The sequence below is a fragment of the Clostridium sp. YIM B02555 genome (genome assembly GCF_022320955.1).
Taxonomy (GTDB): domain Bacteria; phylum Bacillota; class Clostridia; order Clostridiales; family Clostridiaceae; genus Clostridium; species Clostridium saccharoperbutylacetonicum.
The window spans coordinates 19,165-46,144 of record NZ_JAKJJY010000001.1 but is presented as its reverse complement, the minus strand read 5'-3'; the positions used below and the strand labels follow the sequence as shown (position 1 = coordinate 46,144).

33 protein-coding genes are annotated in these 26,980 nt (G+C 31.4%); all 33 read right to left on the bottom strand.

The genetic code is table 11. From position 1 onward, the window contains the following. Positions 1-135: 135 nt before the first annotated feature. Positions 136-1,371, bottom strand: coding sequence for a hypothetical protein (locus tag L3B98_RS00265; protein WP_238915111.1), 1,236 nt, complete (start codon positions 1,369-1,371; stop codon positions 136-138). A 26-nt stretch (positions 1,372-1,397) separates the two neighbouring features. Further along, positions 1,398-2,099: a hypothetical protein gene (locus L3B98_RS00260; RefSeq protein WP_238915110.1), complete on the bottom strand. Its 702-nt coding sequence runs from the start codon at positions 2,097-2,099 to the stop codon at positions 1,398-1,400. Then, positions 2,099-2,341 (bottom strand): hypothetical protein, encoded by a 243-nt coding sequence (locus L3B98_RS00255; RefSeq protein WP_238915109.1) that lies wholly within the window; start codon positions 2,339-2,341, stop codon positions 2,099-2,101. Before L3B98_RS00255 ends, L3B98_RS00260 begins: the two co-directional genes overlap by 1 nt. A 477-nt stretch (positions 2,342-2,818) precedes the next feature. Then, a complete protein-coding gene (locus tag L3B98_RS00250) occupies positions 2,819-2,965 on the bottom strand; it encodes a hypothetical protein (protein ID WP_238915108.1) in 147 nt (48 codons plus the stop codon). A gap of 1 nt (position 2,966) precedes the next feature. After that, positions 2,967-3,245, bottom strand: coding sequence for a hypothetical protein (locus L3B98_RS00245; RefSeq protein WP_238915107.1), 279 nt, complete (start codon positions 3,243-3,245; stop codon positions 2,967-2,969). 33 nt (positions 3,246-3,278) lie between these two features. Next, the gene (locus tag L3B98_RS00240) at positions 3,279-4,436 is read right to left on the bottom strand and encodes a hypothetical protein (protein WP_238915106.1); all 1,158 of its coding nucleotides are present in this window, start codon (positions 4,434-4,436) and stop codon (positions 3,279-3,281) included. A 15-nt stretch (positions 4,437-4,451) separates the two neighbouring features. Further along, the gene (locus L3B98_RS00235; RefSeq protein WP_238915105.1) at positions 4,452-5,054 is read right to left on the bottom strand and encodes a YmfQ family protein; all 603 of its coding nucleotides are present in this window, start codon (positions 5,052-5,054) and stop codon (positions 4,452-4,454) included. Next, the gene (locus L3B98_RS00230; RefSeq protein ID WP_238915104.1) at positions 5,055-6,098 is read right to left on the bottom strand and encodes a baseplate J/gp47 family protein; all 1,044 of its coding nucleotides are present in this window, start codon (positions 6,096-6,098) and stop codon (positions 5,055-5,057) included. It abuts the gene before it with no gap. Continuing rightward, the gene (locus tag L3B98_RS00225; RefSeq protein WP_238915103.1) at positions 6,098-6,508 is read right to left on the bottom strand and encodes a DUF2634 domain-containing protein; all 411 of its coding nucleotides are present in this window, start codon (positions 6,506-6,508) and stop codon (positions 6,098-6,100) included. Before L3B98_RS00225 ends, L3B98_RS00230 begins: the two co-directional genes overlap by 1 nt. Next, on the bottom strand, positions 6,508-6,828 hold the full coding sequence (locus L3B98_RS00220) for a DUF2577 domain-containing protein (protein WP_238915102.1): 321 nt from the start codon (positions 6,826-6,828) through the stop codon (positions 6,508-6,510). The genes L3B98_RS00225 and L3B98_RS00220 overlap by 1 nt, the downstream gene beginning before the upstream one ends. A 2-nt stretch (positions 6,829-6,830) precedes the next feature. Continuing rightward, positions 6,831-7,802 (bottom strand): hypothetical protein, encoded by a 972-nt coding sequence (locus L3B98_RS00215; RefSeq protein WP_238915101.1) that lies wholly within the window; start codon positions 7,800-7,802, stop codon positions 6,831-6,833. An 11-nt stretch (positions 7,803-7,813) separates the two neighbouring features. Next, positions 7,814-8,491, bottom strand: a complete 678-nt coding sequence (locus tag L3B98_RS00210; protein ID WP_238915100.1) for a LysM peptidoglycan-binding domain-containing protein — start codon at positions 8,489-8,491, stop codon at positions 7,814-7,816. Further along, on the bottom strand, positions 8,491-10,488 hold the full coding sequence (locus L3B98_RS00205) for a tail length tape measure protein (protein WP_238915099.1): 1,998 nt from the start codon (positions 10,486-10,488) through the stop codon (positions 8,491-8,493). Before L3B98_RS00205 ends, L3B98_RS00210 begins: the two co-directional genes overlap by 1 nt. A 222-nt stretch (positions 10,489-10,710) precedes the next feature. After that, positions 10,711-11,127: a phage XkdN-like protein gene (locus L3B98_RS00200; RefSeq protein WP_015390884.1), complete on the bottom strand. Its 417-nt coding sequence runs from the start codon at positions 11,125-11,127 to the stop codon at positions 10,711-10,713. 122 nt (positions 11,128-11,249) lie between these two features. After that, positions 11,250-11,717: a phage tail tube protein gene (locus L3B98_RS00195; RefSeq protein WP_015390883.1), complete on the bottom strand. Its 468-nt coding sequence runs from the start codon at positions 11,715-11,717 to the stop codon at positions 11,250-11,252. Positions 11,718-11,739: 22 nt separating this feature from the next. After that, positions 11,740-13,047 (bottom strand): phage tail sheath family protein, encoded by a 1,308-nt coding sequence (locus L3B98_RS00190; RefSeq protein ID WP_238915098.1) that lies wholly within the window; start codon positions 13,045-13,047, stop codon positions 11,740-11,742. Beyond that, complete coding sequence (locus tag L3B98_RS00185) at positions 13,048-13,203, bottom strand: hypothetical protein (RefSeq protein ID WP_238915647.1); 156 nt, start codon at positions 13,201-13,203, stop codon at positions 13,048-13,050. Further along, positions 13,193-13,594, bottom strand: a complete 402-nt coding sequence (locus L3B98_RS00180; protein ID WP_238915097.1) for a DUF6838 family protein — start codon at positions 13,592-13,594, stop codon at positions 13,193-13,195. Before L3B98_RS00180 ends, L3B98_RS00185 begins: the two co-directional genes overlap by 11 nt. A 376-nt stretch (positions 13,595-13,970) precedes the next feature. Further along, positions 13,971-14,141, bottom strand: coding sequence for a hypothetical protein (locus tag L3B98_RS00175; protein ID WP_238915096.1), 171 nt, complete (start codon positions 14,139-14,141; stop codon positions 13,971-13,973). A gap of 81 nt (positions 14,142-14,222) precedes the next feature. Continuing rightward, positions 14,223-14,441 (bottom strand): hypothetical protein, encoded by a 219-nt coding sequence (locus L3B98_RS00170; RefSeq protein WP_238915095.1) that lies wholly within the window; start codon positions 14,439-14,441, stop codon positions 14,223-14,225. 29 nt (positions 14,442-14,470) lie between these two features. Beyond that, positions 14,471-14,731, bottom strand: a complete 261-nt coding sequence (locus L3B98_RS00165) for a hypothetical protein (RefSeq protein WP_238915094.1) — start codon at positions 14,729-14,731, stop codon at positions 14,471-14,473. 12 nt (positions 14,732-14,743) lie between these two features. Continuing rightward, positions 14,744-17,905, bottom strand: coding sequence for a phage tail protein (locus L3B98_RS00160; protein ID WP_238915093.1), 3,162 nt, complete (start codon positions 17,903-17,905; stop codon positions 14,744-14,746). Continuing rightward, the gene (locus L3B98_RS00155; protein ID WP_238915092.1) at positions 17,905-18,540 is read right to left on the bottom strand and encodes a putative phage tail protein; all 636 of its coding nucleotides are present in this window, start codon (positions 18,538-18,540) and stop codon (positions 17,905-17,907) included. Before L3B98_RS00155 ends, L3B98_RS00160 begins: the two co-directional genes overlap by 1 nt. After that, on the bottom strand, positions 18,533-19,621 hold the full coding sequence (locus L3B98_RS00150; protein ID WP_238915091.1) for a baseplate J/gp47 family protein: 1,089 nt from the start codon (positions 19,619-19,621) through the stop codon (positions 18,533-18,535). Before L3B98_RS00150 ends, L3B98_RS00155 begins: the two co-directional genes overlap by 8 nt. Then, positions 19,614-20,054 (bottom strand): DUF2634 domain-containing protein, encoded by a 441-nt coding sequence (locus L3B98_RS00145; protein WP_238915090.1) that lies wholly within the window; start codon positions 20,052-20,054, stop codon positions 19,614-19,616. The genes L3B98_RS00150 and L3B98_RS00145 overlap by 8 nt, the downstream gene beginning before the upstream one ends. A gap of 2 nt (positions 20,055-20,056) precedes the next feature. After that, entirely contained in the window at positions 20,057-20,419 is a 363-nt protein-coding gene (locus L3B98_RS00140; protein ID WP_238915089.1) for a DUF2577 domain-containing protein, read from the bottom strand. Next, the gene (locus L3B98_RS00135; RefSeq protein ID WP_238915088.1) at positions 20,419-21,423 is read right to left on the bottom strand and encodes a terminase; all 1,005 of its coding nucleotides are present in this window, start codon (positions 21,421-21,423) and stop codon (positions 20,419-20,421) included. Before L3B98_RS00135 ends, L3B98_RS00140 begins: the two co-directional genes overlap by 1 nt. A 45-nt stretch (positions 21,424-21,468) precedes the next feature. Further along, a complete protein-coding gene (locus tag L3B98_RS00130) occupies positions 21,469-21,948 on the bottom strand; it encodes a hypothetical protein (protein WP_238915087.1) in 480 nt (159 codons plus the stop codon). Between the two features lie 13 nt (positions 21,949-21,961). Continuing rightward, positions 21,962-22,327 carry a hypothetical protein gene (locus tag L3B98_RS00125; RefSeq protein WP_238915086.1) on the bottom strand — a complete coding sequence of 122 codons (366 nt, stop codon included), beginning with the start codon at positions 22,325-22,327 and terminating at the stop codon, positions 21,962-21,964. Positions 22,328-22,616: 289 nt separating this feature from the next. Next, positions 22,617-24,722 carry a hypothetical protein gene (locus L3B98_RS00120; protein ID WP_238915085.1) on the bottom strand — a complete coding sequence of 702 codons (2,106 nt, stop codon included), beginning with the start codon at positions 24,720-24,722 and terminating at the stop codon, positions 22,617-22,619. Positions 24,723-24,897: 175 nt separating this feature from the next. After that, on the bottom strand, positions 24,898-25,302 hold the full coding sequence (locus L3B98_RS00115) for an XkdN-like protein (RefSeq protein ID WP_077360548.1): 405 nt from the start codon (positions 25,300-25,302) through the stop codon (positions 24,898-24,900). 105 nt (positions 25,303-25,407) lie between these two features. Next, complete coding sequence (locus L3B98_RS00110) at positions 25,408-25,839, bottom strand: phage tail tube protein (RefSeq protein WP_015390867.1); 432 nt, start codon at positions 25,837-25,839, stop codon at positions 25,408-25,410. 12 nt (positions 25,840-25,851) lie between these two features. After that, complete coding sequence (locus tag L3B98_RS00105) at positions 25,852-26,973, bottom strand: phage tail sheath subtilisin-like domain-containing protein (protein ID WP_238915084.1); 1,122 nt, start codon at positions 26,971-26,973, stop codon at positions 25,852-25,854. Positions 26,974-26,980 lie beyond the last annotated feature (7 nt).

Here is a 26,980-nt window from a genome sequence, read left to right as displayed (position 1 = left end):
TTCCTTACGGTTTTAAAATGTGAATTTGTACATAAAAATTGGCAATAAAAAAGCACTTATTTGTGCTAATTTATTGCTTATATTCTTTATATGATGATTATTCTACAAATAATGTTTTCATATCATTTCTCTTATTTAAGAATAACACCTATAATTATATGTTACATCTGCATTTGAATTTGACTTAAAAGTAATGTTACCATAACCATCGTAACTTATAAGTTCTGATGTTATTGGAACAGTTGAATTATTTGTTGACCCATAAGCAGGGTAATTATGGTCTCTCCCGTCACTAGATGACAAATAGTTTGACCCCCCAAATACATTATATAATCCCAAACTAGTCTGTTCGATAATAATAGTCCCTTGGGAAGAACTATATGTACTACCGCTACTCCATGAAAAGCCATAAGATATAACAATAACATTTGGCTTCCATCCAATATTTACAACTGAACTTTGTGCTGATTTTGCAACTTTTAAACTTCCAGATGCGTGTATTGATTGATTTGCACTTCCAGCTACTCCAAATATATTTTTACCAGCTACAATATTTTGTGCCAACAAATCAGGCATATCCTGGCTAAGCCATGAAGTGCCATCATAATAACCTCTAGGGGGCAAAAAATGCACTTTTGCATACGTATTACCGTTTGTGTTCGGTGCCCAATAAGCAACATTATTTGGAGGTGTACCACCTGGTATTGCTGGGATGTTACCTATAACCTTATTCCCATTTATATAAGCACTTACTCCATTTAATATTTGTCCTGCTGATGCATTAGCATCTGCTGTATCTACAACACTTGATTTACCCTGTACACCATTAATATTTACACCACTTTTTATATTGCCACTTACTAAGTTACCTAAATCTAATGTTCCAACTAATCCAGTATCATTGTCATTACTAAATTTCTTTCCAGCTAGTACATTGGCAGCTACCGCATCACCTTCTGCACTAGCTTTGATAAAAAAACAGTCACCTGCTTTGTTATACCAAATTGTATATGCCTTTCCTGAAATTAAATTTGGTGCTACAGTTGTATTAGGTTTATATAATGGTTTTCCATTTATTTTGGTTGCAGCTCCAGCATTATTAGCACTTGCAATAAAAGTTTTAGAATAACCATCAGTTAACGGCTGCATTGAAAGAGTTATTACATTAGCTGTCCCACCAGCTAATTTAAATGATAAATCTTGAACTTGTGAATTAGTTATTTCTAAATCTGATTGTTTAGCAAAATCTATATTACTTATACCATCACCAATAAAAAATTCTTTTGTATCAGTTGTAAATGCTGGTTCTCCAACATCTAAAAGTGGTAAATTTGCTTTTAATCCTCTTTTTATCTGTATTTTATTTGCCATTTTCTTCTCCTCCTATACGTTTTTAATTAAAATGTTCCACCATCTATATTATTTATAGCGGCTACTATTGAAATATCAGTTGACCCATCAAAGCTAGCTGCTCCAACTACATCCCCAGTTAAGGCTATTATTCTTGCAGTTTCTAATTTTGTAGCTGTTCCAGCATTTCCAGATACACTAGTCTTATTTACTATGGCATTAGTCACAAATTCTGTAGTTGCAATTTGTTTTGTATTAGTTCCATCAGCTGCAGTTGTAGCTAATGGAATACCAGTGAAAACTGGATTAGTAAACATTGTTTCCTTTGATTCATTTGTTACATTTCCAAGACCTACATCAACGGCAGTAATGTTTGTTCCATCAATAACATTTCCTTTTTCATCAACTTTAACCTTTGTATAAATTCCAGCTGTTACACCTGAAGCTTTTTCTGAAGTCACTATTGTCACATCGTTACTTCCATCAAACAAAACACTTCCTGTCACATCTCCAGTTAAAGAAATAGTTCTTGCTGTTTTTAACTTATCTGTACTCTCTGAATTTGATGGTATATCTTGGTTAATTAAAACTTTATCAGAACCATTCCCTATATATAGTTTTCCCGAATCTAATACAAAGGCCGGCTCACCAGCTTCTAAGGTTAATCCTTTTAAATTTATATTATTTCCTCTTTTAATTTTTAATGTTTGTGCCATTTTTACATCACTCTCTTTCTTTTTAAATATCATTAAAATGTTCCACAATCAATAGGATTGATTTCTTTCTCTAAATTTAATAGCGAAAAATCAATTCCATTTAATCTGCTTCCTAAATCTGCATAAGTTCCTCTTGCAGTTTCAACTTCTGCCCTTAGCTCCTTATCCCTAATATCTCCTAACACTGAACCTCTTAAATTTTCATTTTGGCTGATTAAAACTAAATCAGCAGGATCTGGAACTACTTGTGTTAAATCTTTAATTTTCACTTCCATTTTCTTACCTCCCAAAACATTTATATATTTTATAAAAAGAACTCATTTATAAGTTCTTTTTATTTTTAATTAATAAGTTTTTCTATCTTTCATACTTCTCACTTAGAATTTTAATTTTTTATATCTAAACAAAAAGTATCTAGCTTATATATGCCAGATACTTTTTAAGTGGGTATTGAGAATTTTAATGCATAAAAAATAACAAATTAGAAATAACTTTAATTCCAATTTGTTATTTTTTTATAAGAAGAATTTATCTTTTGTTCCCACTTACTATTATAAGACTTATAAATATCAGTTTCTTATACAATTTATCTAATTTTCATATACTTTTCTTATAATTAATTACTTATAATATATAGTTACTTCGTTATTTAATAGTTTTTATTTATCCGTAGCAAGGTAGCTTTTTGTCACCATTTTCTCCTATGATGCACTATTAGTTGTATTAGAATCCTTAGTTGTATCAGTTGTTTGCTATTTGGTTTCTGTCAATTGCATTAACTTTGTATATTCATCTTGTGAGATTACATTAAATGCAAAGAATACACCTAACTTCTTTTCTACATCATCCTTAGTTTCATAAAATTTGTTATTAATAAGATTTTCCATAATTGAACTCATTTTACTTACCTCCATTTTCTTTTAATAATATTTGTTCTTGTAAATTTGCTAATTGTGCTTGAGTTTCTAACAATTGATCTTGTGTTTTTTCTAAATCTGTTTTAGGTATATCTTCAAATATCGGTGCATGGGGAGTGGCACTAATATCTACACCAGTTATTATTTTACCTTTCGGAATTTCAATTTCAATAAATTGTAATGCACCTTCTGGAGTTCTATAACTACCAGTTATTTGTACATAAATAAATCCTGTGTCGTCATAAATTAATAATGTTTTCATTTAAATCACATTCCCTTCCTAAAATATAATTCATTAAGAAATAGCTATCCAATATGCAGTGCCACTACCGTAAAGAGGCAAGCGGAACCCTGTGCTTGTTACACTTATTGGTGTCACATTTCCTTTTACAGCATACTCTCCATGTGAAAGTAATACAACGGGTTTATAAAGTCCGTTATTACTATAATTATCATATATCGTTGATCCTATATAATATACAGTACCATTTTGAACTGCGGTAGAAATTATATAAATAAAAGATGGAGTAAAAGTTAAGCCGCTTACAGTACATGAAGACAGTTTTATGCTTGTAGAACCACCACCAACAGTTGGATAGTACCACGCCTCTTGACCATCATAAGCGGGCGCTACACCGCTTGCAATTTGCCTAGCACTACCCCATAATCCAAATATACTTTTACCACTTACAATATTTGCCGGATTATAGTTTCCATCATCCACATATGAAGCAACTGAGCCATCATAATACCCTGCTTGTGGCCTTACATATATTCTACCAGCACCAGTTCCAGCTATGCTGTTTGCAGGACTATCTACTCCACTGTGATTAGGCATATTGCCTGTAATCTTATTCCCATTTATATAAGCACTTACTCCATTTAATATTTGTCCTGCTGATGCATTAGAATCTGCTGTATCTACAACGCTTGATTTTCCACTAACACCATTAATTGTTACACCACTTTTTATATTTCCACTTACTAAATTACTTAAATCTAAAGTTCCTACTAATCCAGTATCATTGTCATTACTAAATTTCTTTCCTGCTAGTACATTGGTAGCAACTGCATCACCTTCAGCACTAGCTTTGATAAAAAAACAATCACCTGCTTGGTTATACCAAACTGTATATGCCTTCCCAGCTATTAAATTAGGTGCTGTTGTTGTTCCTGGTTTATATAATTTCTTTCCATTTATAGTTGTTGCAGCTCCACTATTATTTGCACTTGCTATAAAAGTAATTGGATATCCATTCACTAATGTTCCTTTGATTGTTACAGTTAATGTAGTTCCTGTTCCACCAGCAGTTTGGTACACAATATCTGACAATTGCGTATCATGTGCTTTTAGTGCATTATCTATAATATCTGCATTACTATTAAAATCATCAATATTTACTACATCAGTTCCATCTGGCTTTTTCAACTTATAATTATTTGTTAATTGCATTTATATTCTCCTCCCCTATTCATATATTTTAAGCTCTTCCCAATTTTTTGTTTTTATATTGTTCCAAGTTAGCTTTTTTTCCATTATGAAATTCCAAATTGTATAGGTATATTTAAAGTTATAGGTGAGATGTGCTGGCTTAATATCTTCTAGCATATTCATAAACGCTTGCATATTTTGTGGGATACCTTTAACCCCAACAAACTGTATAATAAATAAGTAATTTTCATTGTCCTCAATTATACTTACTTCTCCACCACTAAAGGCTTCTGCTGCATTTTTTAGCATTGCTTTTGTAGTTGTACCCTGTCCACGTTTTTTAGCCTTAAGAATTTCTCTTCTTTGCTCATAACTTAAACTTAGGTTGGTTTCTATGCCATATTCATCTTCCCAAAAAATAAGTCCCCAAGTAGCAGTATCAATAAAGCACTGTTTTAATAAATCACTAATATAATAATTGAGATCACCTAATTCTTTACCTTGTACATCATATAAAGCCTTCATTTCATGAATTTGACATACAAAAGGTGGTACATATTTTGTTAGATCTAGAGAATATTTTTCTAAATCTTCAGAAGTTGGAGCAAGTTCAAAATAATTAACTTCACTTATTTTCACCTATATCACCCCTAAATTTACAGTACCTAAAACTGCAATATCTTCGTTATCTAAGGCTATATTAGCTAACTCTCCATTTACTTTTAAATTTTTGTAATCTATAACCCCTGCAGTACTAAGAAGAATATTCCCAATCTTAGCTATGCTTATATATTCTGTATCAAAAGCAATACTTTTGAGATATTCTGTAAGCAGGTTGCTAAATTCTGCTTGAACATTTGCTAAATTTACTCCTTTTATTATGCTTACATCAGCAGTAATATTTATAGGCTTTTCAATTGCACTTACAACAGTCACGTTAGCTCCAATAGGTCGTAACTCTTCTATATAAGTATCTGTCTTTTCTACAAGCTCACTTGAAGCCGCTTTTTTATCTGAATCTGCTATTACAACTTTTACTGTCCCTGGTCCATCTGCAAGTGGAAATACCTTAGCTGCTCCTACTCCGTCAACTGCCAACGCCCAATTCAAATAATGATATTTATTTCCACTTGTAGCTGGTGTCTTTATTTTTAACATAAGCCTATTAAATAATTTTTCATTATCTTCAACTTCTATACCTGACTCTAAGCTTTCATTAAGTTTAGCTGTTCCAAGCCCCTCAACATATTCAATTGGCAATAAAGTTCCTGTTGGATAATTTCCTACAGCCCCTAGAGTTTCACATTTCATTTTATATTTGCCTTTATCAATTTTTTCTATTGCTTCATAATTGATCTTATCTATAGAAAACCTTGAATTTAGTGGTATATCCATTAAATTGCCATCTGCATCTGTAAAAATTCCAAGCTTTACTGCATATGTCGCTGGCTTTCTTGTAAGTCCATATTCCATTGCTTTTAAATCCAAATATTCTTCAGGCATATCTTTAGAAGCGAAGCTATAGCTTAGAAATCTATCCATATCACTTCTTATTTTTGCTACTTCCTGTGCAGCTGGAGCTAAGGCATTATAAATTAAACTGCTGTCTTTTCTTTTATCTATGTTCTTGGGTATGCTTTCCAGCATTCTGTTTAATATATCTTCTTCCTTTACTTCAAACATCAGCCTGCCTCCTTTTCTATCTCTATATCCCCATAAATAGAAAAAACAGTGAATTTTACTAATACACTGTCTTCACTATAGGAAAATTCAAAATTACCAACGTCCTTAACTCTATCATCTTGGAGTATGGCTTCTGAAATTCTCCTCTTTAATTCACTTTTTGCTATATCTCTATCTAATTCAGATATGATATTAAGTTCACTTCCATAACTATTGGAATAAATCAAATAATTATATCTTTCTGTGTTTAATATAAAATATATTGTTTGTTCTAAGGCCTCCTTGCCATCGCAAAATCCAACTATTTTATTATCTTTAATTTTGTAGGTTTTACTAGGCATCTCAGCTTCATCTTTAATTTCTAGATTATCTATAATGGCACCTTGTGGCAGTATACTTACATAACTCATTATTTCACCACCTTATCAAGTATTAAATACCTTGCTCCACTTTCGATTTTTAATAATATTACCGTATCATTTATTTTTAAGCCTTCTCTTATGACCAATTTATCTAATTCAGAGGTTCCATCAGCAACTTTGCTATTTTTTAAAGTCACCTCATATCTGGTTAAACTTTCAGGCACAACAAAGAACTCTTTTGGTAGTATTTTTTTCTGGCTTATTTTTATAGTAATGTTTTCAGCATCTGTGACTGTTCCAAATTCAATATCTAATGGATTACTTGCATTTATGGCATTAACACTTGCTTGTTTTATCAATTCTAACATTTTTACACCACCTTCAAATCAAAATCCATTGTATGCTCATTTTTAGAAAACTTGTGAGTAGCTTCTTCAATTAAATAATACTGAGCTATGTTCCTTTTCTTAATAATCACATAGACTCCAGCACCACCTCTAAGCTTTAAATCTAAGTTTGTTTCTGTTCCTAGAACATCTTTAAGTTTAAGCTTTTTAGTTTCTTTATTTTTGAGCTTTAAATTTCCCATAACCATTTCTTCTATTTGAGCTTTATTTAACTTGCTATCAACCTTCTTAAAAAGTTGTAATTTACCCCAATTAGCAATATTTTGAGAATCCTGTCCAATATACACATCTCTTCCTTTAGTTTCTTCATTATCTCTAACAAATTTTATGCAGTTATAGCTTTCTTCAATTGAACTTTCCCAATCATAATTTCCTAAATTGCTATCATCTGCTATTACAACTTCTTGCCTCATATTGTTGATATCTCTGAGATTTAAATATCCATAATCATCATATAAAACAAACATTTTCGTATTAGAAACTATAGTCTTATCTAAAGCACTATAAATAATATCTAAATACTTCTTATCATCTTCTACAAACGTTGGAATTACATATCCAGTATCCTCAATAGTTCCAATCTTTAATTGAAGCTTTTCAAAGATCCCAGTAATTATTTCACTTGCCTTTTTGTTAACTCCAACACAAACATCATTATACATAAGATATTTAATTTGATCGTAAGCTGTGATTTTAATTTCTGGGCTATCATCACCACTATTTTTAAATACATAACCATAAAATACATTAGTGCCATTTACTTTAAAGCTTATTATGTTGCCATTGCTAATTTTAACCTGGCTATCTTCCAGCAATTTAATATCTAAACTTGAAGGACTGCCTTTTCTTTTAGTCTTCCAAGCAACCTCTTCTACTAATTCAGAGATATCAAATACATTTCCATTTTTATCATCAATTATTAAATTTATCTGCATATACTCCTCCTTTATGGAAGGTTTAATACCTGTCCAACATAAATTATATCTGGATTTGAAATATTATTTAAAGTTGCTATTTCTCCATATCTATTTCCATCACTTAAAAACCTTTTAGCTATATGCCAGAGAGTATCACCTTCAATTACAGTGTAAGTTTTGGGCTGAGGAGGATTGCTTTCTCTAGTGGCAGCTTGAGAAACAGTTGCTGTTACTGCAGTCACATCTTTCTTGATATCAATTTTTTTAGCTGCATAATTCTTATATTTTTTTAATTCTAAAGTGTAATATATATCCCCAACTTCTCCTCCATGTTCCTCATATTTAAAATTTTCTATTGAGAAAAGATTATTTATCTCTGTAGAAGAATTAAATACTGAATCTAAGGTACTACCTGTAAATATAAATCGTACTTTACAACATTTTTTTCGCCATTCTTGTATTTTTTTTATATATACACTTGGAGCATATAATTTTTCAGAACTTACATAAGGACCTCTATTCAAAGGAAAATAGCTATCAAAAGAAATCTTAGTAAGTTTAGGTAAATTTATTATATTTACTTCCCCTAGATTCACTATGTTATAACTCTTATTATCTCCACCTTCATCAATTTGAATTTTCTCTGGAAGTACAGGGAGTAAAAAGCCTTCCTCATCACCGTTAATTTCTAAATACATCTTATACACTATGCATACACCCCTTCTGCACTATTAGCTAACTCATTTTCCATATAATTTTCTATATGAGATATTATTTTATTAATATCTGCTTCTTCTTTTATGTCTCCAGTAGTGATTTGTACCGTTGGTGTCAAGGTTACAAAGTTTTGAATACTATCCTGCTCTGCTAAATCTCTTAGCATTTCTAAATGCTCATTTGAAATATCTATTGAATTATCCATATTCTTAAGACTATCAGCACACTTTGCTGAATTGTCTGTTAAAGCACTATTATTTCCAAGATTGTTACTTGTAAGGCCACTATCTCCAAGACTATTCATTGGAAGCTCACCTTTACCTTGATTTTTATTGAAATTATTTATTATATCATTATCGCCTAAACCAACCTTAAGTTCTGACATACTAGCTCCAAATTTAGAACCACCATTGTACCCATATTGAGCTTCATTTCCTAAATCCTTCATCTGCATTTTAGGAATAATAGTATAATCATCTGGTGGAGGAGGCATATTAATTTTAAAATTCTTTATTTCAAAATCACCTAATAAATCTTTCAAGAAAGGTATAGATTTAGCTTTATCTACGATATAATCTAATGCTCCACCAACAAATGACACAATTGAATTCCAAATGTTTGCAAATAACATTTCAACTGAATATAGTGGATGCTTAAATACATTTGCAAAAAATTCAACAAAGCTTGCAATTACATTCCATGTCATTGCAATTTCATTATATATATATCCAAAGGCTATCATGAAAGCTGCGCCTATAAAACCACATACTTGTTCACAAGTAACTCCAGATTGAATTAGTGCATATATAAGTAACGAAATTAATCCAATTATTAGCAATATAGGCCAATTTGCTATAAGCCATGCTGCAGCACAGGTTATCGCAGTACTTATTAAATATATGCCTAATGCAATTAATATTGATTCAATTATTGGCCAGTTTTGGATTGCCAAATTGTAAATAAATATTATAGCATCTGATACAGCTGTAAGTGCTGTTGAAAGTGCAGCAAAAAACGGCTGAAATGATCCATTTGCAAAAGCTTGATTTATCATTGCCATTACTGGAGTAAATGCTTCTAAAATTCCCTGTCCTGCTTGTCCTACCCCTGCATCAAGGTTTGATTTTAAATTATCAAATTGAGCTGTAGGTGAACTATTAAAAGTATTGAGCATGTCTGAGTCAAGACCTTTTTTGTCTAGTAATTTATCAAACTTAGCTGTAAAATCATCCATGTCCTTACTTGCTTTTAATATTCCTATATCATCATCATTAAACCCAAAATTCTCTTTAAGTGAATCTCCTTTTCCAGACATCATATCCTTGATTGCACTTCCTGCATCACCAAGTCCCTTAGAGGTATTACCTATTGATAATCTTTCTGATAAATTATTCAATTGATCAAGGCTATCTGTATTTTTAGTAATTCCTATAAAGTTTCTCGCATTATCCTGTAGATCTTGAAATGCAAATCCTGAATTATTAGCTTCTTTTTGTAAATGATTAAAATATGCTTTTCCAGCTTCTTTGTTTCCAAGCATTCCTTGCATTGAAATAATTTGATTTTGCATTTTTACTGCTTCATCAATAGTTGTACTTATTCCATTTTTAATAAGTTTCATTCCTAAATCAGTATTAAAGCCCTCTTTAAGCTTTCCAGCAAGTTCTTTAAATATATTTGTAGTTTTACTTGTTTTTTGACTTAAATTTTCTTCTTCCTTAGCTGCTTCATTTATTGATATTTGTAAGGTATTTGTTAAGGATATTTGCTGACTAATAATATTGGTTGTGCTAGACTCCTTATTTAAAAGCTCTGATTGCAGTCCACACATTTCCTTTAAGGTTCCTTCTATTCTACTAAAACTATTATTTAATTTATCTACACCACTTATTAACTGATCTACTTTATTATTGAAGCTATCCATTAGTCCTATGTTTACTGTAAGATTAGATGTCATGGATATTGCTGTCATTTCTATTGATCCCATACTTTCACCTCTTTTCTTTTTTTAATCCTAGTTATCCTTTTTAGTTTTATCTTTTACTTTTTATTCTTTTAGCTTCTTTATTTTCTTTTTCAACATGTAAATCTATTGATGCATAAACAAAAGCTTTTTCCTGTCTAGATAACTTCATTAATTCATGAGGAAGTATTTTCAGCTTGTGGAGGGCATAATGAGCATAGGCTGCTTCACCATCTCCCCCCTTAATTAGTTTTTTGCTTCTTCAACTAATTCACTTGTGCTCTTATCGTAGCCATTTACTTCACTTACAATGGTTGACCATTCTGAGAATTCTCCATCCTTCATTTTCGCTTTCATTGCATCCAAAAGTTCCACTGCTCCCATAACTCCCCATGAAGCTTGTAATTTTGAATTTTTTAAATCAGGGCAAGTTGTTGTTTCAATTATTAAATCTGAAATATAGTTGTCTTGATCTGTTTCAATTATCCTTTGGCCCTTCACAAGTTTAACTTTTCTATTCTTCTTTCTTAATTTATCTCCTAAATCAGCTGATATAGGTTTAAATTTCATTAATTTTTTCTTGCCTCCTAAAGTCACTTCTCTTTCTGTTTCTCTTGTTTCTTCAAAGCTTTCCATTAAAAATTCTTCAAAATTGTTACTCATAATAGCATCTTCCTCTCTTATATTTAGATTTAATGGTCGAGATCTAATTATTAATTTCTAAGAATTTAGCCTCGACCATTTACAATTACTTATTAAAATTTTATGTTTAACTGCCTAATTTCTTATGAAACAACAGGCTTTCCAAACTTATCTAATAAATCAACATCTTCAAAAGTGAAGGCCATTTCTTCTTCTAACACCTCATCATCCACATTAAACATTGCCATGCTCACCTTATCAAAATTGCATTTCTTTAATACAACGGTTTGTTTTCCAATTGTTGAAGATTTATCTTCATTTGTAACTGTTAAATCAAAATATACATCCTTACCAGTTTTAATATAGTTGATCATCATTTCTCTAAATAATGATGTCACATAATAAACCGTTAAGGTTCCTGTTCCTTTCCAGCCTGTTGCCTTATTTTGCTCAACTCTGCTACCTAAAGTCTTTCCTGTCTTTTTAGTTTTTTCTGCTGTTGATTCTAACTTTTTAGCATAAAATAATTCTTCATTTCTGCCATTCACAGTTATAAATCCCTTTGCTTCTGTTCCACTTAAAGTATCACTATAATTTAAAAAATTACTCATTTATATTACCTCCACTTTCTTCTTATACATATACTGTCATATAAATTTTTTCCATAGCATCAACTGGTTGTGCATTAATCTTAACTAAAACCGAATCTTTTGATGCTCCTATAGCTACGTCGATATCATCTATTGTTACATTTTCCAATGCACCTTCACTTTCTAAGGTTTCTAGAATTTTAAGTACATCTTTTTTAAATAGATTTCTTCCATCTTCATTATTGCTTGTCTTACCAATATAAACCTCTTCCCATCTTGTTTTAATCCTGTTATTAATTCCATCTAAAACTCGAATAACTCTATTCTTTCTAAAATCAGACTTTTTACCATCACTAAAAGTTTTTAAGGTATTAATATCTTGTTCCACTAAAATCTTTTCACCATTTTTAATAAAAACTATTTCCCCATCTTGAATAGCAGTAATTATTTCTCTGTCTGAATATTTGCAATCAACATTAATTGCTCCTTCATATTCAGCATAAGTATTTGAAGCTGCATATCCAGCACTTGCAGTTAAAGCTGCTACATATGAAGTAGCTTCTATATTTGATACATGAACATTATTTTTAATATAAACACCATTTTTAACTGATATTATTCCTTCATAATCAGCTTCCTTATAATCTGGTAAAACAGCTTGTATCTTTCTTCCATCTTCTTCTCTTAATCTTCTTACAAACTCTTTAGTAACTGCTTTTATAGAAGAATCACTAACTGGCATTGCAAGAACATTAAATTCATGCAATTCTAATTCTTTTAAGAAGTCTGCATAATCTTCACCTGTAGCTGTTTTATTTTCCCCTCCTGCAAGCTTAAGTCCAGCTGATACAGTAAGATCTCCTTTTCCAGAAAAATCAACAAAACTATTTGAAACGAGGTCTGCTGCAGTTTTTACTTTTTGAGCTTCTACCTTTATATCTCCTAAAAATGTAATTACATCAAAATATCCTGCATCATCAATATTACTTTGAATTACAACTCTAATATCGTTTCCTACAGTCCCACTAAATTTAGAGGTAATAACAAAGTCTCCTGCTGTGCAAGTTGCTTTAACACCTCCATTAATTCTATAAAGTAATACTTTATTTGCTTTCTTTAAGGCTTCTCTAAGCATTAAAAGACAAGCGTCCTCTTCTTGAATTCCTAAAACTTCAAATAAATCTGTGTTGTTATCTATTTCAATAATCTCTTTTTCAGGTCCAAAAGGTAATACTATTGGTAATCCAACAATACCTCTTTCACTAGCAACTGTTTCATCATATTTACCCTTAAAATTTATATAAGCCCCTGCTCTTACTTTATTTTGTTTTATCCATGTTCCTCCAGCCATTTATTTAGCCTCCTTATTATTAAAATTATTAATTATTTCTCTTACCTCATCAATGCTATATTCTCTATCCTCTAATAAGGCATTTAGAATATCCTTTTGATTAATTGTAAATTGTTTAGATGCTACGATTTGTTCTTTAGAAAACTTATTTTCCAAGTACATCTACCTCCAATTGTTTCATGCTATTTTCTTCAGTATTCTTTATTAAACTGATATCTAATTGAAATTTGAAATATAATACCCCATCTTTTACCTCATGATTCATATTAAGTGCTCTTAATTTTCTTTCTCCCTTTTCTACTATTTCTAGAAGTTCATATAGTTCGTCAGCCTTGTTTAAATATTCTTCATTAATATTGTCCTTATCACTTACATAACTAATCTCAAAAGCTATATTTCTTTTGTATCTTCTATTAAGCTCCTTAGCTTCACTTGAATTTGATATTTTAATAAAAAAATAAGGCTTATTAAAGCTTTCTTCCTTGCCTTCACTATATACATTACTTTCTTGAAAATTGTTTTTGATAATATTTTTAATTGCTAACAATAAATCATTTATATTACCACCTCCTCACTCAAATAAGTTTTAAAAATGTTCCTTAAATATAAGAGCATTTAAAAAATTAATCACAAAAAAGACATCTATATTTCTATAAATGTCTTTTAACAAAAGGGTATTAACTTCTTAGGAGAAAATTATCTTTCCTTCCCACTTACTATTATAAGGCTTATAAATATCAATTTCTTATACAATTTCTCTAATTTTCCTATACTTTTCTTATAATTAATCTCTTATAATATATATTCACTTCTTTATTAGGAATTTCAATTTAAGGTCACCACTTACCTTAATTTTTCAATTTCTTCTTTAGAAAAAAATAAGGCAGATTAAACTTTAATGCCTAATCCACCTTTAAAGATAATTATTGAGCTCGTAAAAACTTCTCATAGTTTTCTATTTTGTCCTCTCTATTGGTATTCCTTAACCAACTGTTATAATTTAATATAATCTCTTCAATCTTTTTAATGTTAACTTTGTTTTGCTTTTTGTTTTTAAGTTCTGCATAGAGATTAATTTTAATTAGGTTTCCCAATTCTCTCACCCACCTTTCTTAATACCATAATACACTACAAATGTTACATTTATATAATAATAATCTTAAGATAACATTAAATTAACTAATTTTTGTTTCAGAGCTATCAGTTGTACTATCTGATGATTTAATCAAATTTGTAAACTCTTCATACTGATCTGCTGCAATTTTATCTCCAGCTAAAAATATATCCATAGTTTCTTTTATAGTTGCAAAATTTTGTTCTGCTTTATCCTTTACTAATTCACTTTCAATCCTATTCTTTAAAATTTTCCCTAAAAGTTCCTGCATTTTTGTCATTAATATCACTCCATTTCATATATACAATTTTATTTTATAGTTTCAGCCATTTCTTTTTCTAATAAATAATTTTCTAAAGCTTCTATTCTTTCTCTATCAGTTGACATACTTGCTACTGGCTCTACTAAAGGTACTGGTTTACCATTAGGATAAGCAGCTTCAAATTCTTTAAATAAACTTAATTCATATTCAGTTGCATTTTCTCTTGGAATACATTTAATAGAATTATCATCATTTGTAATTATAAGAACATCATCTTTTAAATCTGTTTTCTCTAAATTTAAATTCATATTTCTGCCCCCCTAAATTCTTCCTCGACAGTCCGCCGTTATATTAATGTTTGAAAATTGTATACCGTAATTCTTAGCATTTGTTATTATATTTGAATCATGTGTTATATAAGATACTTTGACCAAATTATCGAATAGTAGTATACCTTCTAAACTAAATTTTGCTGTAATATCACCGCCAATTCCAGTACTATATATACTTACACCATCTAATGATATTATTGGTTTAGTTTTCTTCCTAGTAATTGGGATATAGGCACATATAACTACTTCATATGGTGTTATATATGGTGTGGGTACAAACCATTTAAGACTCTGTTTTTCATATATACTTAAATCCACAACTTGGTCAAGGATACTATCTTTATTCTGCTTATTATTTACTTCATCTTGCACTTTATTTAACACACTTATTATGTCATATACATAGCTACAAGCTAGTGTCCCTATTTGTGGGGATTGTGTTGCTAGAATCTTATAATCTACTGTGTAGGTTGCTGAGGTGTCAAAGTTGGCTACTGAGGTATAAGCGCTAATTTTACCATTGGTGTTTATACCACTACCAAATGCCCATACCGTATCAAATATCAAATTTTTATATACTGAATTTATGTTTTCAATTGGATTTTGATTTCGCACCCCTGAACCAATTGCATATTTGGGTTGATTAATGTAATAATAACCATTTCCAGGATTTATAGGATTGACCACTTCCCCAAAAACTATACCAGAATCCAAATATAAATAGTTCTCACCTACATCAAATTTAGGAACATCGCCATGAATATGTGTATTAACATCAGTAAGTGGTTCTGGATTTTGTAATTTGTAGTGTAGTTGGTATCCTTCATAACCTGGTGCCACATTGTTTTTGCAGTAGTTTAATATACTAGTGTCTTGTTTCACTATATAATCACCTGCTGTCCATGACGTTCCTTGATGAAGCGTTATATTATTTCCACTCATAGCATCTATAGCAGTAGAATCATAAATTAAACCAGTATTTGAATTATATAATGCAACAGCATCACCAACCGCAAATTTTGAGGCATTTGCAACTGCTACAACTGCTCCACTACCACTTGATGATATAGTTGAAAAAATATGTGCTGGGCATGGTGTTTTATCAACTACAGACTCCCAACACGTATATCTAACACTATCTTGATAGATAGCCTTCCACCCATTCATAAACGCTTTAACCTCATCATTATTTGGATTGATGCTTTCAGCCCAACCTGTGTCTGAGTCTGGTGCAGTAATACCTACTCCAGTATGATTTACACAATCATTTATGGTATAAGTATCATATTTAGTTGTAAGTATTTTCCCATCATATTTTACGCCTATTACTTTAGACATATCATTATTATCTATAGGTCTAACAATATAAGGCGGATTGCTCATAACTAGCCTTTTACCTCCCGTAAAATCATCTAAGAATTGCCAATCATAATCTTTGCCATAAAGAGTTTTATGCTTCCAGTTTATTTGTCCAGTTACTTCTCCATTCTCTAATACTAAAGAATCTCCATTAGCAAATTTCCCTTCCACAATGCATCTTTCTATTCTACAAGATTTATATACATTCGGTGCTGTTGTCCCTTCTACTAGCATAATAGAGTCATAATCTGCATAACCAGGAGAAAGTACTTCTAGCAATACTGCTAGTTCTGTACACGAGCCAGTATTAAAAAAATTCCCATTGAGAGCAAACATGGCTGAGAACTCCATATTGAAAACACCTAGTTTGGCTGTAGTTGTTCCATCTGTAGCCACATTCCCAGATAAATAGTAATTAGTATTAGGTTTAACACTACATTTCTGATAGTACCATACTGTACCACTAGTGCTATTCACTCTCATTTTTCCATTAGTTATAGATAAGCTTGCTCGGTCACCTGCATTATTTATCCACCAAGCAATTCCTTCTTCACCATTACCATTTCTTATGAGGTTATCATGTCTAACCTCAATATAAGGGTTTTGTAAACATGAATAAGAATCAACGTATGGATATTTGTCTAATAATGCTGAAGCTCCTTGAGCATATTCATCAGCAGTAACCTCAGTTAGCATTATCCCATCCACATATGCATACTGACCAACTGCTCCAAATACCTCTACTCCAAACATTGATGGAGTACTTAAATCTGATGGCTTAACTACTATTCCAATTCTAGTAAATGATGATGTTGAAGTTATTGTTTGGGAAGGTAAGTAATTTACAGGATTAGCAGCCACACTGTTCTTTAATATATTAATGCCTCCCGTAGCATTGCCATTCTTTACATATGCGCTTATTAGATAGTACTTTGAAACGTCTATATTTAGACTACTTAAAGTCTTGCTAATCAATCCACTTGGTAATGATGCTACAGTTAGTTTAATTCCATTGCTACCAAAAACTTTATTAGTTGAATCTAAAGAAGGAGTCACTTGGTATGTTTGCCACTTACTCACATCCTCACAATTACCATCCTTCCCAAGTAAATTAATAACTGTCTTACCTTGTATAGTGAACTTAGGTGACACACTTGTTTCCCCAACATTCTTAATTACATTATTCATTCCATATCCTATGGCTGGAGTTACTACAGTTTTATTAGAAATTTTATTAGCCAATTCTGATATCTGTTCAGAAAGCTTGCTATCTAATTCCTTTATTTCTTCTGCTGTTTGAGCATTTGATGCATCCATTTTAGCTTGAAGTATATCAATATCCTTTCTAGTAGCTACAATCACTGTAGGATCAATCTTTAAGGTAACACTTGACACATTACTAACTTCCAATACAATCTTTATGCATAAATCTTTTATGCTTCCTTCAGAAACCACTGGTTTATAGGTTTCTGATAATTTACTTATGGCAATCAAATCGCCATCCTCATCAAAAATACCAGCTTCCCTAATGAAGAACCCTCCAATAGTTGCTGGTATCAAGGTTTCTGCTACTATCCAATTTGGATTATTTTCATCTACCGAAATTGAGCTTACATTTCCTGACCATACCTCTCTTACTAAAGATGTCTGACTTTCTGTTGGCTCATAATACGATCCATTTCCATCTCCTACTTTTAAGGTTTTAAAATTAACTTTGCTGCCTAGAACTGCTGAATTTGCTAATTTTGCTTTTCCAGTTGCAGTTAATATTGTATAAAAATTTTCTGACATTATTTTCTCCCCTTTCTTGGATATATTGTCATACTTTCTGAAGATTTATTTTGACTTATTCCAACTTCTAATTTCGTATTTGCATTTATTGTTCTTGCAATCCAGGGATAAACTACTATGACTTCTCCTGTTGTTGCTGCCAATCTATAATAAGTTTCTGCTTTGGAAAGTGATGTTAATTTGTATTTTGTTCCTAGATGAGCTGGTTTTACAATATCTATATTGTCATACATACTTTCTAATTCATAAGGAAATCCTGCACTACTTAACAGATTTATTTCAAAATAATAATCTGAGTTATGTTGAATCACTTCAACTTCTGAAGCAAAGCTTCTACAGATTTGCTTTATTACTTCAACTGTAGTTGTTCCCTTATTTCTAAGTTTGGCTAAAATTCTTGCTCTTCTTTCTTCAATAGTTTTAGCAGTATTGGTTTGTATTCCAATTCTTTTTTCCCAAAGGTTTAAGCCCCATTCTGTTGCAGTTTGAGGTAATATTTGCAAAAGTAAATCTGAAAGCTCTATACCCAATTTATCAAACACTTCTCCATAAGAATTAAATATTTCATTAAAAACATTACTGTTTTGTATTTCATAAGGAACATAGCTTTTTAACATTTCTGCATTTTTACTCATAATCAATGCCTCCCAAAGCTGCCTTATTCTCATCTAAAGTAGTTATATTTTTAGTATCATCATTTATCTTAATTGACGTTATGTCATTTACTCCTTCTGTCATGACTATTACAGCTTCCACAGCATTTATTTTTACTGTTCCACCTGCTGGTACCTTTTTCAAATAATCTTCAAGAGCTTTTTTAATATTAAGCTTAACATCATCTAAATTATATTTATCTTCTATGACAAGCCCTGAAATCTTAACTTTTATATCTATAGGCATAACAGAAACAACCGTTACAGTAGCCCCTATAGGAGCTTTACCAATTCCAAGTCCATCTTGTGGATCAATATAAGCTTTTACTTTTTGAATTATAGTATCGTCTAATTGAGCACCATTTTCCCCAGCAACTATTACTTTCACAGTTCCATTTCCATTCCATAGTGCTTTTACCTTAGCATATTCAACGCCTGAAACTTCCATTGCCCATTTTTCATAGTCATAAATATTTCCACTGCTGCTTTCTTCTCTTTCCTTCGTTATAATTCTTTTCAATAATTCTTCACTAGTTTCAGTATCAGTTCCACTAGTAGTTGGTTCCAAATTACTAACACCTGTTACACCATTGATTTTAATAGGAATTTGGACTATAGAATTTGATGGTACATTGTACTTAGCTCCTAATTCCATTGCCTTAATCTCTAGGGTACATTTTCCATCAGTAATTTTTCCTTGAGAAGTAACCTTATATTTCAAGCCTTCAACCGTTTGAACAATACTATTTTCATAAACCATTGAACCTTCTAAACCTATAAAAGTCACTTTACCGACAGAATAAAACCCTTGCTTACGTTCTAAACCATGCCTTGCTGCATCTTCATCTATAAATTTATCGTAATCCTTAGCTGGTATTTCTGGTGCTGGCTCTCCAAATACTAATTTCAAAATTGTATCTAATGTGGAATAACATTCGGCTAACCTCTTTGCTGCTGGTGCTATAGCATCGTATACAAAATATCCTTCGCTTTTAGATATTCCAGAATCAATAGCATTAAGCATTTGTGTTCTCAAAGCTTCTTCAGTATTATTTTCATACATCAATTCTCACCTCCCCACAATCAATTACTGCTGTAAATGAAATATTTAATAAATCCTTTTCTTTACTGACTTTAAAATTTTTTATGTTCAAAATATGTTCATTTTCCTTTAAGCATTCCAAAGTCAATCTCTTTGCTTCACTTTCAATAAGGCTTTTGCTTAGCCCTTTACCTACTAGTTTTTCAATTTCTTGTCCATAAGTGCTGCTATAAATTGGATAGGTTAATCTACTTGTCTTTAATGCTTTCCATATCCAAATCTTTAAAGCTTCTATTCCTTCTACAATTTGAAATTTTCCATCCTTAAGCTTAAAATCATTTTTATCAAAATCCCAAGCATATTCTTTGGGCATTGTTACTTCTATTTGCTTATCTGAAAAGGAAGCAATTACTGTTGATAAATTTAAATTTGCTTTTGGTAATACACTGTTCATATTTATAATCTCACCACCTTACAAAGAACTACCCAGGTTTGATTATCTGCTGTAGGAAGCACTGCAACCTCATCTCCTACTTTTAATATTTTATGAAATTGCATTTCTTGCTTCCCTATATTAATATTTTGAAGCTGTCCCCCACAGGAAACACCTCCACTAGCAGCACTGCTTATGCTTATTTCCTGCTTATAATCCACTAAGCTTTCTGATATTACAATGTCATCCTTATAGAGCTGCAAATCATTAGTTTGAATTATTATTTCAGGTGGAGGAGCTATAATTTTACCTATATTAATAGTTGGTGAATTACTTTCTGCACCTTTAGTTTTCATTAAATTAAGCATTTTTACATAAGGGTCCATTAGCTATCAACCTCCTGTAAATCCATTTTGTTACTTAAACTCACTGTAAGCTTCATAGTATATTTTCCAGTTCCACATTCCCAAGTATGAGCATCAGCATTAATGTATACTGTTGCATTATTAAGCAAACCTAGATACCAGATCTTAGTTTTAACTGCATAGCCTGTTAAGCAACTATAATTTCCAAGAGCTTCAAGTTCAATTTCTTCATCAAAAGCATATAATTTATTTTGAGCTACATTATATGGATCCTTATCATCTTCTATTGAATAAGAGTCTTGAAAAATTCCATAACTGCTAACAAGGCTTGAGTTTTCTACTTTATCCACATAATTATTATTAGCATCAAAAATTACAACTCTGTTTACCATATTCTCTAAAGAATCCTTATAAGTCATATCAATCAAATTATTGTTGTAAGTATCATCCTTACTTGATTGAATAACATAATTTGAAATGATCTGCCCTTTTTCAATTATGCTTAACTTATCTGCTCTCATTATGGGAATATATTGTTTTCCATTTTGCTTACTAGCTTCACTATAGCATTCCATAATTATGTTATAGTAAGTCTTATTTGGACAAAGCCTATTTATAGGCATTCCAGTTGCGATTATCTCCCCTGGCGTTATATTAACTTCTTCACAAGCTTTAGTTGCAACGCCTTCTGGAGGCATATTCTTAATACTCATACTAGTTGAGGACTTCATAAGAAATCTCATATAATCATAACAAGTAAAGGACTCCTCCTGACTAGAACTTGTTAAAGTTCTATCTACAACTTCTCCTCTAAAAATTTCTCCATAATCTTCTTCAATAATACTAATTAAGGTTCCAGGTCCTATTTGAACTCTTGGTTGATTATTATCTGTTAAAGAATAAGCCATAGTAAAGGTGCATTTTCTTGCTGGTTGATCAACTGAGGCTGATAGTTCAACACTTTTACATACTGCTGTTATTTCTGTTAAATCCCAGCCATCGTATAAGCTATATATCCTAATCATAATTTTCACCTAACATTTCAGATCTATTTTCATTTAACCTAAGCATCATGAATTTCCCCCTAATATGTTATTTGAATTAGTAAAGCTAAAACTTGCCCCCCATTGCCCAACAATTTTTTCATTTAGCTTTAAAACCTTATATTGCTTTAGTTCCAAAGTAAAATATATATCTCCTGTTCCATCTTTTTCACCATATTCAAAGGATTCTATAGAAAATAAATCATTAATTCCTGTATCTGTAAGAATTACCCTTATAGGCTTCTTGCTCTTTCTCCAAGTTTCTATTTGAACTACACATTCAATAGGTGCAGGAATATCAGAATATGCGCAAAAATAATATTCCCGAGCAGGAAAAAAGCTTTCAAAAGATATTTCTGAAAGCTTTGATTCTCCTAAAATATTTAATTCTCCAACAGATTCAACATTAATTACTGTATTATTATTACCTACTTTGAGTGAATAACTAGAAGGGGACACAGGCAGCTGTAACCATTCATTATCTTGATTAAGCCAAAATTCTATCATTTCTAATTACCTCCTAACCCATTCCAAGTGCTGTTTGACTTAACTTATTTGCTAGGGCTGTTGCAATTTTATCTATATCGCCCTCTTCTCTGATTATTATAGAATCAGCAAGTTTAGCTATAGTTATTGCAAAACCATTTTGTGCACTATTGTCCTTGGTTGTATTTGTACTTCCTTTAGTACCTAAACTGCCGGATTTACTTCCACCAGATAAGCTACCATTCATATTAGTTTTTATTCCAACTGAAAGATCTTTGACAGGCTCAGTTACTAGATGAGTGTTAACCTTAATTCCATGTCCCATACCCTTCATAAAATCTGGCATCCAACTTTCATAATCTGTTACATTCGCACCCTCTCTTTCGAGATACTTTAACACTATTTAAATAGTGGGATTAGACTATATCATACTCTTAAAATTAAGAGCCAATGCACTTCGCAATAAGGAATTTCACCTTAAAGCTACTCTCTTTCGAGATAGTCGTTACACCTTCCTATTCCTAGGCTTGGCACGTGATTGTCATATTTTGTGTAATAAAAAAGCCACTATACCTATTCTAAATTGAATCTTATTATACCAAAACTTAGATTTCCCACGTTAGCAAGTTAATTAAAACTCACACCTTGCATTTGCAAGTTCACATTGTTTTTCGAAGAACCTCGCGATTCTAAGCCGCTAATTCTAACGGTCCTTGATCTGGGACTGAGAAGTGAAGGAATGATCTTATTTTGTCTGCTACACCTTTAACTGCATCTTCAATGTAGGTTACTCCTCCTTTTATTCCATCAACAATACCCATTATCATATCTTTTCCCCAATTAATTGCTGTTTTTGCTATATCTTTAAATACTGTACTAATTGCACTTATAACATTTTTAACAATATCAACGGCTCCATTAAATACCGTTGAAACTGTTTCTTTTATAGTATTCCAAGCACCTGACCAGTTTCCATTTATTATTTGCATAACAGCTTTAATTACTCCTGTAATTACAGCTAATACTGTTGTAATAACAAGCTTTATATGATTAAAGACAGCACCTACTACCACTTTTATTGTTTGTCCATGTGCATTCCAAAAAGACATTACTACATTTAAAACTGTTGTAATCACAGTTTTAATAGCTGTCATAACTGTTGTAATAGTTTGCTTTATAAGTGGCCAGTTAGCTGTTACAAAGCTGATTAGTTTCCCAAAAATTTGAATAGCAAAGGTTAGCACTGGTTTTAATATAGAATTCCAAACTGATTGAATTCCTTTAAATACATTTTGGATTATACTCTTTATTTTAGGCATATTAGCTTGAATAAAGGCTACTATTGCTTTAACTACTGCTATTATTTTATTAATTGTCTGTGTCACAATATTTCCAACCTTAGGTCCAAATAAATTAGTAAATAAAGCTCCTATTCCTTGAGCAGCGCTTCCTGTTTTCTTAAAGGTGTCTATTGCAGCTTTTACAGCACCTGAAATTTTATTAAATACTCCCATAACTATATCTCTTATTCCACCAAAATTTGTGGCAAAGGCAACTGCGAGTAGTCCAACTACTCCAGTTACTATTTGAAGAGGTAATGGCAATTTAGTAAAGATTCCAAATATAGATGAAAAGCTCTTTGAAACTACACCTTTAATTTTTCCAAAACTTCCAGCTAGACCTTGTAATGGTGCTGTTACAGAAGGAATTAATGAACCAACTTTGCCCATTGATTGTTTAGCTACATTTATTACACTAGAGACTTTACCGCCAATTCCAGCCGATTTTGCAGTATTTGATCCTTTAGCGCTACTTAATTTAGGAATTTTTTGAGCTACTTTGGAAGCCCGTTTCCCTATACCACCAGTAGCTTTTTTGACCAAATCATTATTTTTAAAGGTTGTATACAAATCTGATACCGTACTTTTTACATTTTTAATCTCATCTTTTGCATTAATAAAATTAGTTGCTAAGTCTTCAACTGTTTTTGATGCATTGGATATTGATTTAACTACCTCTGTAGCTTTCTGTCCAATATTTTCAATAGATCTTTCTCCATTAGTATTTGTAAGTGTTTGCATTAAATCAAAAACGGAAGTTTTTACATTTCCTACTGCATCTTTTGTATCATTAAAGCTGCTTTTAACTTTACTTACTGATTCTGATGCCTTAGTTATTGCTTGTACACTTTCTGTTGCTTTTGAAGCCACTGGTGCTAGACCTTCTATTGCCTTTTTAGTTTTCTGAACTCCATCAACAGCCTTTCCTATTACTTGTCCACCTTTATTTAAGACTACTGAGGCTTTACCTCCCTTTGATTTAGGAAGTTTTTGAGCTACTTTGGAAGCCTGTTTTCCTATAAAAACAATAGATTTTTTACCCAAATCTGTACTTGCAAAGGCCTTATACAAATTCGTTGCACTGTTTTTTACATTTTCAATCTCAGCTTTTGTATTATTAAAATTAGTTTTCATATCTTTAACTGTTTTTGATACATTAGATATTGATTTAACTACATCATTAGCTTTATCTCCAATATTTTCAAAGGATCTTTCCCCACTATTATCTGTACATGCTTGTATAAAATTAGAAACAGCTGAGGTTGTATTTCCTATTGCGTCTCTTGTATTTTTAACACTACTTTCAAGTTTATCTACTGATTCTGCTGCTTTAGAAATTGCTTTCACACTTTCTGATGCTTTTGAAGCTACAGGTGATAAACTATCAATTGCCTTTTGAGCTTTTTGAGCTCCATCAACAACTTTTAATAATGCTGAATCTAGTTCAAACGCCATTAATCATCACCTCCTGGATACAAGGCTTCCATTTGTTTCATTTTCTCTTCAATTTCTTGTTCAATAAAAGCACTGATGATAATTTTTTCTCCAAATCCCCTATTAATTGTTTCTGCTGGCCACTTATCATGAAGTTTCCAGCAGTAATATAAGAGATTTACAGTTTCATCAGTGCTTATGAGTTTTTTATATCTTCTTTTTTGTTAGTAGATTCTACTCCTGAAATTTCACTTACAGTATCAGCTAAAATATCAACTTCACCAGGTAAGAAGATCTTATTCATAAGTTCCTTTGGAGTTGGAGCTTTAAAGTGCTTCATAAGTTCTTCTGATCTAAGTTCTGGTACTCCTGCAAGAACTGTTTCTATCTTAGCTTGAGCTGTAGCAAAACCTTGAATATTTCCTTTCTTATCTACTTGTAACACTCTTTCTTGAATTTCATTGTATCTCTCCATAGAAATTGCATTACAAGTAAAGGTAATTTCCTTATTTCCTAGCTTAGCAAGCTTAAGCTTTACTTCCTTTGATGGAATTTCTATTTTACCTGCATCTATTTTTAATAATTGTTCAACTAAATTCATAACTTTCATCTCCATTTTCTAAAATTAATTTAAATCAAAAAACCTCACTATTTAGTAAGGTTTTTTGTGCTTTTGATATTACAAATTTTTAGGACCTCAAAATTTTTATTGAGGTTCAATCATATCTAAGAAATCATAGCCTGAAAAAGTGAATGGAAGTGATTCTTCAACATTCTTTTTAACTTCCCAGTCTGCTATTGTTAACTCATCAAAAGTAACATCCTTAAGTACAACTCTTTCTGCTCCTAAAGCATCTGGATCAGCCAATTTTGATATTATAGTACATACTGTTTGCTTTCCTTGTTTAATATTATCCTTCATTAAAATTGCCATTCTTGATGATACATGATGCAATTTCAAGGTTCCTTTTCCTTCTATCCCTGTCACTTTGCTTCTCTTCCATAAATCCCTTGTAAAATTAACATCTACCTTTGTTAAGGTAACCTTTGCTTGAAGAGCTGATACTTCTGAAACATACTCTCCATTAATCCATACTTCTCCCCATGTTCCGTTTATAACTTGTTTTGCTTGTGGCATTATAACCGCCTCCTATATATATATTTGAAATTTAATATCTTCAATTGCATCTAAAATAACAGCTTGTCCTTTAAGAAATACTTGAGAACCTGTGTTACTTTCTTTTATTTCTTGATCTTTCATACTTGATAAATCTGTTCCTTGACTCTTTAAATAAACCTTTTGAGCCTCTAAATCAATTTCAGCTTTATTTTGTCCTTCAATGCTGCTATCAAGTAAGCCATCTAATTCTAAGCCTTCAAAATATCCATTAATAGCTGTAATAAGTAAACACTTATGATCATAGTCATTTGGATATTTACCAATATAACTATCTTCAGCTGTTGTCTTAATATCATCATGAATTAAATCCATAATGTCTACGATTTTAATTTTCTTAAAATCATCACCTTTGTTTTCAATTGTAGTAACAAAGCTGTTTACTGCTCTATCAATTTTTACTTTCTTTCCATCATTAAATAAGATTAATTTTCCAGCATCAACAGCTGCATCTCTTTCTTCTTTCTTTAAATGTGGCACATCAATTACTTCTGCAAGTGGTGCAAAAGTAGCACTAATAGTTAGTGGTGTGCCAGCAAGCATCCCTGCAATTCTTGAGCAATATTCAGCTGCTGTATAAGTTTTATTTGCAGTTTTAATATCATCAGTACAGAAATTAATTACTCCTTCATTGTCTGCTGGACAATGTGGAAGCACTGCTTTCACTTTAATATCCTTAGTACTTCTTAGTTGCTTTATCCAAGTAGCAAAATCTGTTGCTCTTGAAGTAGTATTTGCTTCTGTATCAGGCTTACCATCCACAGTTAGGCCAATTCCTGGAACCACTACATAATCCCATTTAATAGTTTCTAAGTAGCTTTGAGCTTCTGAATAATCAGTTGCATCTGCTTTTTCTATATAAGCAATGACTTGTTTAGGTGGATTTTGATAACCTATCATTGCAAGTTTAATTTGTTCTTTGCTAAAATCTGATAATCCTTCTGGAATTTCATCTATAGTTTCCATTTTAATTGGATTACTATAAGTTGCTGGCATAGTGTCTTTTAAAATAAGTACCACTATCCCTCTTTCTCCTCTTTTAATTGCAGTAATACCTGCTTGCTTAAATACAATTTGTATTGATGGTTCTCCCATTTTTTAT